The 17,018-nt window shown below is 67.3% G+C and carries 11 protein-coding genes and 2 rRNA genes; all 13 read right to left on the bottom strand.

What is annotated here, in order from left to right; all coding sequences use genetic code 11:
• Window positions 1-6: 6 nt before the first annotated feature.
• Window positions 7-3,126 (bottom strand): 23S ribosomal RNA (locus LQF12_RS06845).
• A 334-nt stretch (window positions 3,127-3,460) separates the two neighbouring features.
• A 16S ribosomal RNA gene (locus tag LQF12_RS06840) occupies window positions 3,461-4,984 on the bottom strand.
• The 16S and 23S rRNA genes sit together here, the layout of an rRNA operon.
• Window positions 4,985-5,577: 593 nt before the next feature.
• On the bottom strand, window positions 5,578-6,849 hold the full coding sequence (gene tyrS / locus LQF12_RS06835; protein ID WP_231055218.1) for a tyrosine--tRNA ligase: 1,272 nt from the start codon (window positions 6,847-6,849) through the stop codon (window positions 5,578-5,580).
• An 85-nt stretch (window positions 6,850-6,934) separates the two neighbouring features.
• Window positions 6,935-7,567, bottom strand: coding sequence for a DNA-3-methyladenine glycosylase (locus tag LQF12_RS06830; protein WP_231055217.1), 633 nt, complete (start codon window positions 7,565-7,567; stop codon window positions 6,935-6,937).
• Window positions 7,564-8,133, bottom strand: a complete 570-nt coding sequence (locus LQF12_RS06825; protein WP_231055216.1) for a uridine kinase family protein — start codon at window positions 8,131-8,133, stop codon at window positions 7,564-7,566. The genes LQF12_RS06830 and LQF12_RS06825 overlap by 4 nt, the downstream gene beginning before the upstream one ends.
• Window positions 8,134-8,203: 70 nt before the next feature.
• Complete coding sequence (gene argH, locus LQF12_RS06820; protein WP_231055215.1) at window positions 8,204-9,625, bottom strand: argininosuccinate lyase; 1,422 nt, start codon at window positions 9,623-9,625, stop codon at window positions 8,204-8,206.
• Window positions 9,625-11,055: an argininosuccinate synthase gene (gene argG, locus LQF12_RS06815; protein WP_231055214.1), complete on the bottom strand. Its 1,431-nt coding sequence runs from the start codon at window positions 11,053-11,055 to the stop codon at window positions 9,625-9,627. The genes argH and argG overlap by 1 nt, the downstream gene beginning before the upstream one ends.
• Window positions 11,052-11,579 (bottom strand): arginine repressor, encoded by a 528-nt coding sequence (locus LQF12_RS06810; RefSeq protein ID WP_231055213.1) that lies wholly within the window; start codon window positions 11,577-11,579, stop codon window positions 11,052-11,054. Before LQF12_RS06810 ends, argG begins: the two co-directional genes overlap by 4 nt.
• Window positions 11,580-11,589: 10 nt before the next feature.
• Window positions 11,590-12,570: an ornithine carbamoyltransferase gene (argF, locus tag LQF12_RS06805; protein ID WP_231055212.1), complete on the bottom strand. Its 981-nt coding sequence runs from the start codon at window positions 12,568-12,570 to the stop codon at window positions 11,590-11,592.
• Window positions 12,567-13,832 (bottom strand): acetylornithine transaminase, encoded by a 1,266-nt coding sequence (locus LQF12_RS06800; RefSeq protein WP_231055211.1) that lies wholly within the window; start codon window positions 13,830-13,832, stop codon window positions 12,567-12,569. The genes argF and LQF12_RS06800 overlap by 4 nt, the downstream gene beginning before the upstream one ends.
• The gene (gene argB / locus LQF12_RS06795) at window positions 13,829-14,767 is read right to left on the bottom strand and encodes an acetylglutamate kinase (protein WP_231055210.1); all 939 of its coding nucleotides are present in this window, start codon (window positions 14,765-14,767) and stop codon (window positions 13,829-13,831) included. The genes LQF12_RS06800 and argB overlap by 4 nt, the downstream gene beginning before the upstream one ends.
• Entirely contained in the window at window positions 14,764-15,942 is a 1,179-nt protein-coding gene (gene argJ, locus LQF12_RS06790; protein WP_231055209.1) for a bifunctional glutamate N-acetyltransferase/amino-acid acetyltransferase ArgJ, read from the bottom strand. Before argJ ends, argB begins: the two co-directional genes overlap by 4 nt.
• Window positions 15,939-17,006 (bottom strand): N-acetyl-gamma-glutamyl-phosphate reductase, encoded by a 1,068-nt coding sequence (gene argC / locus LQF12_RS06785; protein WP_231055208.1) that lies wholly within the window; start codon window positions 17,004-17,006, stop codon window positions 15,939-15,941. The genes argJ and argC overlap by 4 nt, the downstream gene beginning before the upstream one ends.
• Window positions 17,007-17,018: the final 12 nt, after the last annotated feature.

Below are 17,018 nucleotides of genomic sequence, written 5' to 3'. Positions count from 1 at the left end.
ATGTATTGTGGTAAGTCATCGGCGTATTAGTACCGGTCAGCTTCACACCTTTCGGTGCTTCCACGTCCGGCCTATCAACCCAGTAGTCTAGCTGGGAGCCTCTCACACCTCGAGGGTGTATGGAAATCTCATCTTGAAGCAGGCTTCCCACTTAGATGCTTTCAGCGGTTATCCCTTCCCAACGTAGCTAACCAGCCGTGCTCCTGGCGGAACAACTGGCACACCAGAGGTTAGTCCGTCCCGGTCCTCTCGTACTAGGGACAGCCCTTCTCAAATTTCCAACGCGCGCAGCGGATAGGGACCGAACTGTCTCACGACGTTCTGAACCCAGCTCGCGTACCGCTTTAATGGGCGAACAGCCCAACCCTTGGGACCTACTCCAGCCCCAGGATGCGACGAGCCGACATCGAGGTGCCAAACCATGCCGTCGATATGGACTCTTGGGCAGGATCAGCCTGTTATCCCCGGGGTACCTTTTATCCGTTGAGCGACGGCGCTTCCACGAGCCACCGTCGGGTCACTAGTTCCGACTTTCGTCCCTGCTCGACATGTACGTCTCACAGTCAAGCTCCCTTGTGTACTTACACTCGTCACCTGATTGCCAACCAGGCTGAGGGAACCTTTGAGCGCCTCCGTTACTTTTTAGGAGGCAACCGCCCCAGTTAAACTACCCACCAGGCACTGTCCCTGATCCGGCTTACGGACCGAGGTTAGATGTCCAGAACGACCAGAGTGGTATTTCAACGTTGACTCCACGAACGCTGGCGCGTCCGCTTCATAGTCTCCCACCTATCCTACACAAGCCGTACCGAACACCAATACCAAGCTATAGTAAAGGTCCCGGGGTCTTTCCGTCCTGCTGCGCGTAACGAGCATCTTTACTCGTAGTGCAATTTCGCCGAGTTCGCGGTTGAGACAGCGGAGAAGTCGTTACGCCATTCGTGCAGGTCGGAACTTACCCGACAAGGAATTTGCTACCTTAGATGGTTAATAGTTACCACCGCCGTTTACTGGGGCTTAAATTCTGAGCTTCGCCACCGAAGTGACTAACCCGTTCTCTTAACCTTCCAGCACTGGGCAGGCGTCAGTCCGTATACATCGTCTTGCGACTTCGCACGGACCTGTGTTTTTGATAAACAGTCGCTTCTCCCTGGTCTCTGCGGCCTTCCACGCTCACCACCGCTAGGGTAGATCACGCATCCGGCCCCCCTTCTCCCGAAGTTACGGGGGCATTTTGCCGAGTTCCTTAACCACGATTCTCTCGATCGCCTTAGTATTCTCTACCTGACCACCTGAGTCGGTTTAGGGTACGGGCGGCTAGAACCTCGCGCCGAGGTTTTTCTAGGCAGCATAGGATCACCCAATCATCCAGCATACGCTGTCACCATCAGCTCTCAGGCACATGAGGTACGGATTTACCTATACCTCGCCCTACAGCCTTGGACGTGCCAAGCCATAAGACACGCTGGGCTACCTTCCTGCGTCACCCCTGTTACTACGCTTACCTACTACCGGTTCGGGTCGCGCGCTCGGCTCACCCGTCCCCCGAAGGGGATCAGATGAGCGTTGGGCGCTTAGCATCACCGGGCTCGGTATGGGCGGTTCTTCGCCGGTACGGGAATATCAACCCGTTGTCCATCGACTACGCCTGTCGGCCTCGCCTTAGGTCCCGACTTACCCAGGGCGGATTAACCTGGCCCTGGAACCCTTGGTCATTCGGCGGACGGGTTTCTCACCCGTCATTCGCTACTCATGCCTGCATTCTCACTCGTGTGGCGTCCACGGCTGGATCACTCCGCCGCTTCACCCCCCACACGACGCTCCCCTACCCATCCACGCACCTGGACCCACCCGCAAGGGGTAAGCCAAGTCAATGCATGAATGCCACAGCTTCGGCGGTATGCTTGAGCCCCGCTACATTGTCGGCGCAGAATCACTTGACCAGTGAGCTATTACGCACTCTTTCAAGGGTGGCTGCTTCTAAGCCAACCTCCTGGTTGTCTGTGCAACTCCACATCCTTTCCCACTTAGCATACGCTTAGGGGCCTTAGCTGGTGGTCTGGGCTGTTTCCCTCTCGACTACGAAGCTTATCCCCCGCAGTCTCACTGCCACGCTCTCACTTACCGGCATTCGGAGTTTGGTTGACGTCAGTAACCTGGTGAGGCCCATCAGCCATCCAGTAGCTCTACCTCCGGTAAGAAACACGTGACGCTGCACCTAAATGCATTTCGGGGAGAACCAGCTATCACGAAGTTTGATTGGCCTTTCACCCCTATCCACAGCTCATCCCCCCAGTTTTCAACCTAGGTGGGTTCGGTCCTCCACGCGGTCTTACCCGCGCTTCAACCTGGCCATGGATAGATCACTTCGCTTCGGGTCTAGAGCACGCGACTCAATCGCCCTATTCGGACTCGCTTTCGCTACGGCTTCCCCACACGGGTTAACCTTGCCACGTACCACTAACTCGCAGGCTCATTCTTCAAAAGGCACGCTGTCACCCCTGCTAGGGAGGCTCCAACGGATTGTAAGCATTCGGTTTCAGGTACTATTTCACTCCCCTCCCGGGGTACTTTTCACCTTTCCCTCACGGTACTTGTCCGCTATCGGTCACCAGGTAGTATTTAGGCTTACCAAGTGGTCTTGGCAGATTCACACGGGATTTCTCGGGCCCCGTGCTACTTGGGATACTCATCAAGAGGTCACGCGATTTCGTCTACGGGAGTAACACCCTCTATGCTTGGCCTTTCAATGCCATTCGACTATCACGCGACTTTCTGACTCTTTGCCGACCCGGCAGGATCGACCGATGAGTCCCGCAACCCCATGAGTGCAACGCCTGCCGGCTATCACACACCCATGGTTTGGCCTCATCCGATTTCGCTCGCCACTACTCTCGGAATATCTTTTCCTGTGGGTACTGAGATGTTTCACTTCCCCACGTTCCCTCCACACACCCTATGTGTTCAGGTGCAGGTAACCGGGCATGACCCCGGCTGGGTTTCCCCATTCGGAAATCCTCGGATCGAAGTTCGTTTGCCAACTCCCCGAGGCTTATCGCAGGCTACTACGTCCTTCTTCGGCTCCTGGTGCCAAGGCATCCACCGAATGCTCTTAAAAACTTGCCACAAAAATCAAAGATGCTCGCGTCCACTGTGCAGTTCTCAAGCTACCGACACTCACCCACCCGCAGCACCAGCATTACGCCAGCACCCGAGAAGACGGTGCACAACCAACCAACAAACCCCAAAAAGCGAGCTCATTGCCTGGGACACCCAACAGTGTGTTTGCCCCACCCACCAGCGCCCATCAAGGCACCGGTGAAGCGAAGAGCAGTGATCGATGTTCCACCCAAATGCAAAGCACCACCCCCGGAACACTCGCCCGAGGCGTGGCACGCCACCACTCGCGCCCCCAAAAGGACACACGCAGCAGCGAGCTTCACTATGTGAAACTCCTTAGAAAGGAGGTGATCCAGCCGCACCTTCCGGTACGGCTACCTTGTTACGACTTCGTCCCAATCGCCAATCCCACCTTCGACGGCTCCCCCCACAAGGGTTGGGCCACCGGCTTCGGGTGTTACCGACTTTCATGACGTGACGGGCGGTGTGTACAAGGCCCGAGAACGTATTCACCGCAGCGTTGCTGATCTGCGATTACTAGCGACTCCGACTTCATGGGGTCGAGTTGCAGACCCCAATCCGAACTGAGACCGGCTTTATGGGATTCGCTCCACCTCGCGGTATCGCAGCCCTTTGTACCGGCCATTGTAGCATGCGTGAAGCCCAAGACATAAGGGGCATGATGATTTGACGTCATCCCCACCTTCCTCCGAGTTGACCCCGGCAGTCTCCTATGAGTCCCCACCATCACGTGCTGGCAACATAGGACGAGGGTTGCGCTCGTTGCGGGACTTAACCCAACATCTCACGACACGAGCTGACGACAACCATGCACCACCTGTACACCAGTGTCCAAAGAGACCCACATCTCTGCGGGCTTCTGGTGTATGTCAAGCCTTGGTAAGGTTCTTCGCGTTGCATCGAATTAATCCGCATGCTCCGCCGCTTGTGCGGGCCCCCGTCAATTCCTTTGAGTTTTAGCCTTGCGGCCGTACTCCCCAGGCGGGGCACTTAATGCGTTAGCTGCGGCGCAGAATCCGTGGAATGGACCCCACACCTAGTGCCCAACGTTTACGGCATGGACTACCAGGGTATCTAATCCTGTTCGCTCCCCATGCTTTCGCTCCTCAGCGTCAGTAGTGGCCCAGAGACCTGCCTTCGCCATCGGTGTTCCTCCTGATATCTGCGCATTCCACCGCTACACCAGGAATTCCAGTCTCCCCTACCACACTCTAGTCTGCCCGTACCCACTGCAGGCGCGGAGTTGAGCCCCGCGTTTTCACAGCAGACGCGACAAACCGCCTACGAGCTCTTTACGCCCAATAATTCCGGACAACGCTTGCGCCCTACGTATTACCGCGGCTGCTGGCACGTAGTTAGCCGGCGCTTCTTCTGCAGGTACCGTCAGCCGAAGCCTTCTTCCCTACTGAAAGAGGTTTACAACCCGAAGGCCGTCATCCCTCACGCGGCGTCGCTGCATCAGGCTTTCGCCCATTGTGCAATATTCCCCACTGCTGCCTCCCGTAGGAGTCTGGGCCGTGTCTCAGTCCCAGTGTGGCCGGTCACCCTCTCAGGCCGGCTACCCGTCACCGCCTTGGTAGGCCATCACCCCACCAACAAGCTGATAGGCCGCGAGCCCATCCCTCTCCAAAATTCTTTCCAGATACCCTCATGCGAGGACAACTGAATATCCAGTATTAGACGCCGTTTCCAGCGCTTATCCCGGAGAAAGGGGCAGGTTACTCACGTGTTACTCACCCGTTCGCCACTAATCCACGGTGCAAGCACCGCTTCATCGTTCGACTTGCATGTGTTAAGCACGCCGCCAGCGTTCGTCCTGAGCCAGGATCAAACTCTCCGTAAAAGATTCCATCAACACCACGACCACGAAGGCCAAAGCATCAACAAACCATACGAACAAAAATCCCGGCAGATGCACACCCCAACGAGGCAGGGCACACATCAACCAATAAAAAACTGGCATCAATCACTATCAAACACACTGTTGAGTTCTCAAACAACGAACGCGCACCGCCACGATCCTCCGCGAGGATCCTGTTCGGGGCAACCGCTCTACCCTACTGCTCGCTGGACATCTCGTCAACGTGCCGATCGGGCCGGATCCAGATCCTACCCCACCGCACCTGACTCGCGCCAGCGAGTTGGTCTGGGCGATCAGACCCGGACTTGCCGGGCTGATCTGCTCCGTGTGGACCGGCCACCTGATCGGTGTCCGTTGCTCCTGCACGGGGCGACGGGATGAAACATTACGGCCCGGTGAACCCCCGGTCAAATCGGGAAGTCGAGGCCGGCCCTGCCCCCGCGAAGAGCCTGGGATGGTCTCTGACCTGCGGCGATACGGATCGCATCGCGCCATGCACGCAGCCCGGCACCGGCGTCCGGCGCCGAACGTGACGCGCCTCACCGCGGTGCAGTGGCGCAGGGGCCCGCTCCCGCTCAGGCAGCGGTGACGACGGCGAGCGAGCGCCGGCCCCGGCGCACGAGTGCTACGGCTCCGGGTAGGAGATCCTCCGCGGTGATGACCCGTTCCGGGTCGGTGACCTTCTCGTTGTTCAGGTAGGCACCGCCGTCGCCGACCACGCGCCGTGCCGCGTTGCGGCCCTTCTCGAGGCCGGCGGCGACCAAGGCGTCGACGATGGTCGTCTCCCCCACGATGATCGTCCCGCGCGGTACCTGCGCCACCGCATCGGCCAGGGTCGGCCCGTCCAGGGCGCGCAGCGCTGCCGCGTCCCCGCCACCGAAGAGCGCCGCCGATGCCGCCTCCACCCGCTCGGTCGCCTCGGGCCCGTGCACGATCGAGGTGACCTCACGGGCGAGTGCGCGCTGCGCCGCGCGGGCCTTGGGCGCGGACTCCACCTCGGCAGCGAGCTCGGTGATCCGATCGCGCTCGAGGAAGGTGAACACCTTGAGGTAGGCCACCACATCGTCGTCGGCGGTGTTGAGCCAGAACTGGAAGAAGGCGTAGGGACTCATCATGTCGGGGGCGAGCCACACCGCCCCGCCTTCGGTCTTGCCGAACTTGGTCCCGTCCGCCTTCGTGATCAGCGGGGTGGTGAGCGCGTGCACGGAGGCGCCCTCGGCCTTGTGGACGAGGTCGACACCCGAGAGCAGGTTGCCCCACTGGTCGTTGCCCCCCGTCTGCAGCGTGCAGCCGTACCGGCGGTACAGCTCCAGGAAGTCCATCCCCTGCAGGATCTGGTAGCTGAACTCGGTGAAGCTGATTCCCTCGTCGCTGGCCAGGCGCCGCGCCACGGTGTCCTTGGCGAGCATGGTGCCCAGCCGGTAGTGCTTGCCGATCTCGCGCAGGAAGTCGATCGCCGACAGCGGTGCCGTCCAGTCGAGGTTGTTGACCATCTGTGCCGGGTTGTCCCCGCCGAAGTCGAGGAACCGGGAGATCTGGGCGTGCAGACGGTCCGTCCACTCCGCCACGACCTCCTTGGTGTTCAGCGAGCGCTCCCCCGACATCCGGGGATCGCCGATCATGCCGGTGGCACCGCCCACCAGCGCGATGGCGCGGTGCCCGGCGTTCTGCAGGTGACGCAGCAGCATGAGCTGGACCAGATGCCCGTGGTGCAGGCTCGGTCCGGTCGGGTCGAACCCGGCGTAGTAGGTGACCGGACCCTCCGCGAGCGCCTCGGACAGGGCCGAGAGGTCGGTGGACTGAGCGATCAGACCGCGCCAGCGCAGCTCGTCGAGGATGTCGTTCACAGGTGCCTTCCTTGTCTCCGCCCGTCCGCCGGACGGGTCCGGGTTCGATACCCGCTGCTCCAGCCTAGAGCCCGCGGCCGCGTCCTCACGCCGCGCCCGGCCCGGCCCGGAACGCAGAGACGTGCTGGTCGCCATCGATCCAGTACCGCCACGGGTAGGCACCGGTTCCGCCCGTTCCCGAGACGCCCACGCGGGGTCCGGTACGGATCGCCGGGGGCGGGGCGGGCGCGGGCACGATGTCGCATCCTGCGCTCGTCGGGGTCTGTACCGCCTCCCTCTCCGCCCCGACGGCGACCGGGGCGCCGTCGTCGGCCAGCGTCAGTCCCAGCGCCACCGCGAGCCGCGCGGGACCACGGGCCAGGTCGCGGGGCGTCCGGCAGACGCCGGCTGCACGGCGGCGCTGCCAGGCCAGCTCGTGCCCGTCGGTCACCTCCCCCGCGCGCAACAGCACGGCGGTGGCGGCCCCGGCCGGGGAGCACACGAGGTTGACGCAGTGGTGCAGGCCGAGGTGCCGGTAGACGTACAGATGCCCGGGTGGGCCGAACATCGTGGCGTTGCGGGCGTTCGGGCCGCGGAAGGCGTGGGAGCCAGGATCCTCGGCGCCGCGATAGGCCTCGACCTCCACCAGGCGCACGGTCACCCCGTTGCTGCGGATCAGCCCACCGAGCAGCGCGGGTGCCACGTCGGTGGACGGGGCGGTCAGATCGAGGGCGCTCATGTGCGGGGCCCCCGGAGCGAGCGGAGCCCGCCGAACGCGTCGACGTGCAGGTCGGCCAGATCCCGCGCCCCGGACTCGGCGAACAGCTCCGCCTCGTCGGCCATCCATCGACGCCAGAACGGCTCCGCCGCCGCGCCGTCACGCACGAGGCCGCGGGCCAGGCGCACGTCGTCGGCGGCCTCGACCCACACGATCACGCTGAGATACGCCCGGGTGGTGGCGCGCACGCAGCCCACGCCCTCGACGACGAGATGACCGTCCACGGGGACCTCATGCTCCTCGGCGAGCTCCTCGCGTTCCCAGTCGTAGCGGCGATAGCGTCCCACCCGGCCCAGCCACAACCGTGCCAGGATCTCCCGGCGCAGCCGGTCCGCCGAGTCCCGCAGCCCGGACCACCCGAGGTACAGGTCGTCCATGTGGACCGTGGTGACCTGCTCCCCCGCGCTCGTCAACGCGTCCGCGATCGCGGCCGCGAGGGTCGTCTTGCCCGAGCCGGCAGGGCCGTCGACGGCGATCACCGTCGCCGCGCCGCACCGCGGGCCCGCCGCGCGAGCCGTGTCGATCACGGTCTGCACGGTCCGTGCCGGCGGTGCGGGGATCGTCCTGGCGCCCACGGTCCTCAGCCCTGCCCGGGTCTCACGCGGCGAGATCCTCCCGCAGCCGGCTCGAGGCCGCGCGCGCCGCCTCGAGCTGTTCGGCCACCCGCACCGGGGCGGTCCCTCCGACGGCGTCGCGGGAGGCGAGCGCCCCCGTCACCGAGAGGACCTCACGCACCTGCGGGCGCAGATGGGTGCTGATGGCGGACAGGTCGGCATCGGTGAGATCCCACAGCTCGATGCCGCGCTCCTCACACACCCGCACACAGGTGCCGGCGAGCTCGTGCGCCTCCCGGAAGGGCACGCCCTGACGCACGAGCCACTCGGCGATGTCGGTGGCGAGCGCGAAGCCCTGCGGCGCGAGCTCGGCGAGCCGGTCGGTGTGGAAGGTCAGGGTGGCCATCATGCCGGCCACCGCGGGAAGCAGGAGCTCCAGGGTGTCGACGGCGTCGAAGACCGGCTCCTTGTCCTCCTGCAGATCGCGGTTGTACGCCAGCGGCAATCCCTTGAGCGTCGCGAGCAGACCGGCCAGATCACCGATGAGGCGCCCGGACTTGCCCCGGGCGAGCTCGGCCACGTCCGGGTTCTTCTTCTGCGGCATGATCGAGGACCCGGTCGAGAACGAGTCGTGCAGGGTCACGAAGGCGAACTCCTTGGTGGCCCACACGATCACCTCCTCCGACATCCGGGACAGGTTCACGCCGATCATGGCGGCCACGAAGGCGAACTCGGCCACGAGGTCCCGCGAGGCGGTCCCGTCGATCGAGTTCTCGACCGGGCCGTCGAATCCGAGCTCGGCGGCCACGGCGGCCGGATCCAGGCCGAGGGATGAGCCGGCCAGCGCACCCGAACCGTAGGGCGAGTACGCCGCGCGGGCGTCGAAGTCCCGCAGCCGCTCGACGTCACGCAGCAGCGGCCACGCGTGCGCGAGCAGATGGTGGGCCAGGAGCACGGGCTGGGCGTGCTGCAGATGCGTGCGGCCCGGCATCGCGGCCCCCGGGTGCGCAGCCGCCTGCTCGCAGAGGGCATCGACCACGTCCAGCACACCGGCAGCGACCATCCTGGTCTGCTCGCGCAGGTACATCCGCACCTGGGTGGCGATCTGGTCGTTGCGGGAGCGCCCGGCGCGCAGCTTGCCCCCCAGAGCCGGTCCGGCACGCTCGATCAGCCCACGCTCGAGGGCGGAGTGCACATCCTCGTCGTCCTCGGCCGGGGCGAACGCCCCGGAGGTGACGTCCGCATCGAGCTCGTCGAGCGCGGAGAGCATGCCGGCGAGCTCCACCTCGTCCAGCAGCCCGGCGCCGTGCAGCACCCGGGCGTGCGCCCGCGAGCCGGCGATGTCGTGGTGGGCCAGTCGCCAGTCGAAGTGCGTGGACTTGCTCAGCGCCGCGAGCGCGTCGGCGGGGCCGCCGGAGAACCGGCCACCCCAGAGCGACCCGGCGGCGGTGCGCGGATCGCCCATCAGTCGGAGCCTTCTTCCAGGGCCACGTGGTCCAGCGCGCTCTGGTCACCGGTGCCTGCCTGCGGGTTGGCCGAGATGACGTGGGCGCCACCGGTGGGCAGCTCACCGAAGAGGGTGCCGTTCTCCACCAGCACCTGGCCCTGGTCGACGGGCTGCTGAGCGTACATCTCCAGCTTCGCGCGGGAGTCGGCGATGTCGAGGTTACGCATCGTCAGCTGGCCGATCCGGTCGGTCGGACCGAAGGCGGCGTCCTCGGTGCGCTCCATCGAGAGCTTCTCCGGCGCGTAGGAGAAGGCCGGACCGTCGGTGCGCAGGATCGTGTAGTCCTCGCCGCGCCGCAGCCGCAGCGTCACCTCGCCGGTCACCACCGAGGCGATCCAGCGCTGGATCGACTCGCGGATCATCAGCGCCTGCGGGTCGAGCCAGCGGCCCTCGTACAGCAGCCGACCGAGCCGGCGGCCCTCCGAGTGGTAGTTGGCGATCGTGTCCTCGTTGTGGATCGCCGCCACCAGGCGCTCGTAGGCGATGTGCAGCAGCGCGATGCCCGGCGCCTCGTAGATGCCGCGCGACTTGGCCTCGATGATCCGGTTCTCGATCTGGTCGGACATGCCCAGGCCATGCCGGCCACCGATCGTGTTCGCCTCGGTCACGAGCGCCACGGCGTCCTCGTACCGGGTGCCGTTGATCGAGACCGGGCGCCCCTGCTCGAAGGCGATGGTGACGTCCTCGGTCTCGATCGCGACCGCCGGGTCCCAGAACTTCACGCCCATGAGCGGGTCGACCGTCTCGAGGGAGACGTCAAGGTGCTCCAGGGTCTTGGCCTCGTGCGTCGCACCCCAGATGTTGGCGTCGGTGGAGTAGGCCTTCTCGGCGCTGTCGCGGTAGGGCAGCCGGCGCTCGACCAGCCACTGGCTCATCTCCGACCGGCCACCGAGCTCGGTCACGAACTCCGGGTCGAGCCACGGCTTGTAGATGCGCAGGTTCGGGTTGGCCAGGAGTCCGTACCGGTAGAAACGCTCGATGTCGTTGCCCTTGAAGGTCGACCCGTCGCCCCAGATGTCCACACCGTCGGCCTGCATCGCCCGCACCAGCAACGTGCCGGTCACGGCCCGTCCCAGCGGGGTGGTGTTGAAGTAGGCCCGCCCACCGCTGCGCAGGTGGAAGGCCCCGCACGCGACGGCGGCCAGCCCCTCCTCCACCAGCGCGGCGCGGCAGTCCACCGCCCGCGACAGCTCCGCGCCGTACTGCAGGGCGCGACCGGGGACCTTGTCGATCTCGGGCTCGTCGTACTGGCCCAGATCGGCGGTGTAGGTGCACGGGATGGCCCCACGCTCGCGCATCCATGCCACGGCGACCGAGGTGTCCAGGCCGCCCGAGAAGGCGATCCCCACCCGTTCGCCCACCGGCAGCTGCGTCAGTACCTTGCTCACTCGTTCTCCTTGTCGTCACGCTCTGGGTCGCGGCCGTCGGCCAGGTCCAGGAAAAGCTGTGCGACGGCGAGGCCGCCGTCGGGGTCTGCTGCGATCACCAGCACCGTGTCGTCACCGGCGATCGATCCGATCACCGGCGGCAGGATCGACTGGTCGATCGCCGATGCCAAGAATTGTGCCGCGCCCGGCGGGGTGCGCAGCACCACGAGGTTGCCCGAGGCCTGGGCGGAGACGAGCAGCTCGGTGCACAACCGTGCCAGGCGGGTGGCCAGCTGCTCGCCGTCGGAACCGCTCGGGTGGCCGAGCGGTCCCTCCGGCGGGACGGTGTACTGCTGGTGGCCGTCACCCGCTCGCACCTTCTGCGCACGCAGCTCCTCGAGGTCGCGCGAGAGGGTGGCCTGGGTGGCGGAGAGCCCGCGGGTGGCGAGCAGCTGCTGCAGCTCACCCTGCGAACGCACCGCGCCGGTGCTGATCACCTGGCGGATCAGGGCGTGCCGGGCGGTCTTGGTGGCGGGGACGCTCATCGGCCTGCGCTCACCTGTCCAGCAACCAGGTCAGGATCGCCTTCTGCACGTGCAGGCGGTTCTCGGCCTCGTCCCACACCCTCGAGGCAGGTCCTTCGAGCACGTCCTCGGTGATCTCCTTGCCGCGGTAGGCGGGCAGGCAGTGCAGGACCACGGCGCCGGGCTCGGCGCCGGCCAGGAGAGCATCATCGACCTGGTAGGGCCGGAACGGCGCCTCACGCTCGTCCTTCTCCTCCTCCTGGCCCATCGAGACCCAGGTGTCGGTCGCCACCACCTCTGCACCGGTGACGGCGGCCGTCGCCTCCTCCACGATGGTCACCGACCCGCCGGTCCCCGCGGCCAGGGCGGCCGCCCGCTTCACCACGGCCGGATCGGGCTGGTACCCGTCCGGGGCGCCGATGCGTACGTGCATCCCGGCCAGCGCGCCGCCGAGCAGGTAGGAGTGGGCCATGTTGTTGGCGCCGTCGCCGACGTAGGCGAACGTGCGGCCGGCCAGCGCCGGGCCCTGCGGGCTGAAGCCGCCGGTGTGCTCGGCGACGGTGAGCAGGTCGGCCAGGATCTGGCACGGGTGGTAGGCGTCGGTGAGGGCGTTGACCACCGGGACCCCCGAGTACGCGGCCATCTCCTCGAGCGCGGACTGGGCGTAGGTGCGCCACACGATCGCGGCCGTCATCCGGCCGAGCACGCGTGCGGTGTCGGCGACGGATTCGCGGATACCGATCTGGGCAAGGCGGCCGTCCACCAGCATCGGGTAGCCGCCGAGGGCGGCGATGCCCGCCGTGAAGGAGGCCTGCGTCCGCAGCGTGGGCTTGTCGAAGATGACGGCCACCGAGGCGGGGCCGGCCAGTGGTTGCCGGCCGTAGGGGTCGGCCTTGAGGGCGGCGGCGAGCTCGAGCACCTCCCGCTGCTCGGACCAGGTGAGGTCGTCATCGGCGAGGAAGTGACGCAATCCCGGCTGGTCACCGGGTGTGCGGTCGGTCGTGGTGGTCATGACGCAGTCGCCTTCTGCAGGATCTGGGGCAGGGCGTCGGTGAAGGTGCGCGCCTGCTCGGTGGTCAGGATGAGCGGTGGTGCCAGCCGGATCGCATCCGGCGCGACGGGGTTGACGACGAAGCCGGCCGCCAGCGCGGCCCGAGCCACGTCCGGGGCGATCTCCTGGGTGAGGGCGATCGCCAGCAGCAGACCCTCGCCACGGACGCCGGCCACGAGCGGGTGGCCGGCAGCGGCGATCTGCTCGCGCACGGCAGCACCGGTGCGGCGCACGCGGGCGAGCAGCTCGTCGCGCTCGATCACGTGCAGGGTGGCCAGTGCGGCCGCCGACGCCACCGGGTTGCCGCCGAAGGTGGTGCCGTGCTGGCCGGGGCCGAGCAGCGTGGCCGCCTCCTCGGTGAGCGCCACCAGCGCCCCGATCGGGAAGCCGCCCCCGAGGCCCTTGGCGAGCGTGACCACGTCGGGGGTGATGCCGCCACCGATGTGGTCGTGGTGGAAGGCCATCCACTCGCCCGTGCGGCCCACCCCGGTCTGCACCTCGTCCAGGATCAGCAGCGCGCCGTGCTCGGCGGTCAGGCGCCGTGCCTCGGCGAGGTAGCCCGCGGGCAGCGGGCGCACGCCTGCCTCCCCCTGCAGCGGCTCCACCACGAGGGCGGCCACCCGGTCGCCGTCGGTGGCGAAGGCCTGCTCGAGCGCGGCGACGTCACCGAACGGCAGGTGCTCGACCCCGCCGGGCAGCGGTTCGAAGGGCTCGCGGTAGGCCTGCTTGGCGGTCAGCGCCAGCGCTCCCATGGTGCGCCCGTGGAAGGCGCCCTCCAGCGCCAGGATCCGCGGGCGAGCACTGCCGCCATGGCGGCGGGCCAGCTTGAAGGCTCCCTCGATCGCCTCCGTGCCGGAGTTGGTGAGGAAGGTGCGGGCCGCCGTCGGGCGCCGGCCTGCGGCCGTGAGGGTGGCGAGCCGTTCGGCCAGGGTGATCTGCACCGGGGAGGCGAAGAAGTTCGAGATGTGGCCGAGCGTGCCGAGCTGAGCGGAGATGGCCCCGGTCAGCGTCGGGTGGGCGTGCCCGAGGCTGTTGACGGCGATCCCGGCCAGCAGGTCGAGGTAGCGCTCACCGTCGGCGTCCCAGACGTAGCACCCCTCCCCGCGCACCAACACCCGCTGCGGGGCGCCGAAGGTGTTCATCAACGCGCCGGTGTAGCGGCCGGTCCAGTCGGCCTGGCTGAGCGCGCCGGTGGGCCGGACGATGTCGGTCAGCTCATTCATGGGGTCTCCTCCGGGAGCACCATCGTGCCCACACCCTCGCTGGTGAAGATCTCCAGCAGCAGCGAGTGGGGCTGGCGCCCGTCGATCACGTGGGCCTGCGGGACGCCGCCGCGCACCGCGCGTAGGCACGCCTCCATCTTCGGCACCATGCCCGAGGCGAGGCCGGGCATCATCGCCTCGAGCTGATCGGCACCGATCTGGCGGATCAACGAGGTCGTGTCCGGCCAGTCGCCGTAGAGGCCCTCCACGTCGGTCAGCACGACGAGCTTCGTCGCACCCAGAGCGGTGGCCAGGGCCGCCGCCGCGGTGTCGGCGTTGACGTTGAGCACCTCACCGGGATGGTCGACGTCGGGGGCGATGGTGGAGATCACCGGGATGCGGCCGGCGTCGAGCAGATCGACCACGGCGCCGGCGTTGACCTCGATCACGTCACCGACGAGCCCGACGTCGACGAGCTCGCCCTCGACCGTGGCCTGGCGTCTGCGGCCGGTGAACAGGCCGCCGTCCTCCCCGGAGATCCCGACGGCGAGGGGCTGACGCTCGTTCAGCCTGCTCACCAGGTCCCGTTGCACCTTGCCGGTGAGCACCATCCGGACCACGTCCATGGTCTCGGGGGTGGTCACGCGCAGCCCGCCACGGAACTCCGAGGCAATTCCCAGGCGCTGCAGCATCGCCGAGATCTGCGGGCCGCCTCCGTGCACGACGACCGGCCTGAGGCCGGCGTAGCGGAAGAAGCGGACGTCCTCGGCGAAGGCACGCTCGAGGTTCGCGTCGACCATGGCGTTGCCGCCGAACTTGATCACCACAACGGCGCCGGAGAAGCGCTCCAGCCACGGAAGTGCCTGGATGAGTACCTCGGCCTTCTGGCCGGGCTGCAGGTCGGTCTCGGTGTTGAAGACGAAGGAGTCCTCGGTGGAGGGCGTGGGATCGCTCATGTGGAGTACGCGCTGTTCTCGTGGACGTAGTCGTGGGTCAGATCGTTGGTCCAGACGGTCGCCTCAGCGGCGCCCGCGTGCAGATCGATGAGGATGCGCACCTCGCGGGCGGCCGCCAGGTCCACCTCGGTGCGGTCGGCGTGGGCCGCGCCGGACCGGCAGATCATCACGCCGTTGATGCTCACGTCCACCCGGTCGGCCTCGAACGGCGCCACCTCGACCGGCACGGTACCCACCTGGGCGAGGATGCGGCCCCAGTTCGGGTCGTTGCCGAAGACGGCGGCCTTGACCAGGTTCGAGCGGGTGACGGCACGTGCGACGGCGAGTGCGGCGTCGGGGGTGGTGGCGCCGACGACCTCGACGGCGATGTCGTGCGAGGCGCCCTCGGCGTCGGCGACCAGCTGCCGGGCCAGGTCGGCGCCGGCGGCGGTGAGGGCCTCGGTGAGCTCGTCCTCGGACGGTCTCACCCCCGAGGCACCGGAGGCGAGCAGCACCACCGTGTCCGAGGTGGACATGCACCCGTCGGAGTCCACCCGGTCGAAGGTGACCGTGGTGGCGGCGGCCAGCGCCCGGCGGGCCACCTCCGGGGCCACGACGGCGTCGGTGGTCACCACACTGAGCATGGTCGCCATCGCCGGGGCGAGCATGCCGGCGCCCTTGGCCATCCCGCCCACGCTCCAGCCCTGGCGCACCACGTGGGTGGTCTTGGGGACCGAGTCGGTGGTCATGATCGCGCGGGCGGCCGCGAGACCGCCCTCGCCGGTGAGCGCGTCCGCCGCTGCGGAGACGCCGGGCAGCAGCCGGTCCATGGGCAACCGCTCACCGATGAGGCCGGTGGAGCAGACCACCACGTCCGCGGCCGAGACGCCGAGCGCCTCCGCGGCTCGCTCGGCGCTGCGGTGGGTGTCGGCGAAGCCGTCCGGCCCGGTGCACACGTTCGCGCCGCCGGAGTTGAGCAGCACTGCCTCCACGACCCCGTCGCTGACCACCTGGCGTGACCACAGCACCGGCGCGCCGACCACCCGGTTGGTGGTGAAGACGGCCGCGCCGACCTTCTCCGGCCCGTCGTTGACCACGAGAGCGACGTCCGGATCGCCGGAGGACTTCAGGCCGGCGGCCACGCCCGCGGCGCGGAACCCGGCCGGGCTCGTGATACCCGCCACTGCTGCGCTCACGGGGCGACTCCTTCCGTGCTCAGGCCCAGGCCCTCGGGCAGGCCGAGGGCGAGGTTCATGGACTGCACGGCCGCACCGGCCGTGCCCTTGACGAGGTTGTCGAGGGCGCAGACGGTGACCACCCTGCCGGCGCGGTGGTCGACCGCCACCTGCACCAGGGCGCTGTTGGCGCCGATGGTGGCTGCCGTGGTGGGCCACTGGCCCTCGGGCAGGAGCTCGACGAACGGCTCCTCGGCGTAGGCCTGTTCCCAGGCGGCGCGCACGCCGGCCGCGTCCACGCCCGGGGCGAGGGGCGCCGTCGTGGTGGCGAGGATGCCGCGGGACATCGGAACCAGCACGGGGGTGAAGGACAGGCGCACCGGGCCGCCGTCTGCGGGAGCGGACCGCCGCAGGTTCTGCTCGATCTCGGGCACGTGCCGATGCGTCCCGGCGACGGCGTACGGCGCGGCGGAGCCGATTCCCTCGGCCGCGGTCAGGTGCGCCTTCATCGCCTTGCCCGCGCCGGAGTATCCGACCGAGAGCACGGCGACCACGTCACCGGCATCGACCACGCCCGCGGCCACGCCGGGCTGGATGCCGAGCGTCACGGCCGTGACATTGCAGCCGGGGACCGCGATCCGGTCCGCACCGGTGAGGATGTCTCGCTGGGCGCCCGCGGCGGTCTCGCCGTCGTGCAGAAGCTCGGGCATGCCGTAGGGCCAGTGGCCGGCGTGCTCGCTTCCGTAGAACGTCGTCCAGTCGGCGGCGTCGGTGAGCCGGTGGTCGGCGGCGAGGTCGAGGACGAGGGTGCCGCTGCCCGCGAGCTCAGCGGCGATGGCCCCCGAGGCGCCGTGGGGCAGGCCCAGCACGACGACGTCGTGGCCGGCCAGCGCCTCGGCGGTGGTGGGCCCGAAGGTGCGGCCGGCTAGTCGGCGCAGGTGCGGGTGGTGGGCGCCGACCTGCTCCCCCGCGCTGGAGTGCGCCGTGAGGGCGCCGATCCGGACCTCGGGGTGGGCGAGCAGCAGGCGCGCCACCTCGCCCCCGGCATATCCGCTGGCGCCGGCGATCGCGACCGATACAGTCATATGAATAACTAT

Source organism: Ruania suaedae (genome assembly GCF_021049265.1).
GTDB classification, from domain to species: Bacteria; Actinomycetota; Actinomycetes; order Actinomycetales; family Beutenbergiaceae; genus Ruania; species Ruania suaedae.
The sequence above is the reverse complement of the archived record's forward strand: the minus strand, read 5'-3'. Positions and strand labels throughout refer to the sequence as shown.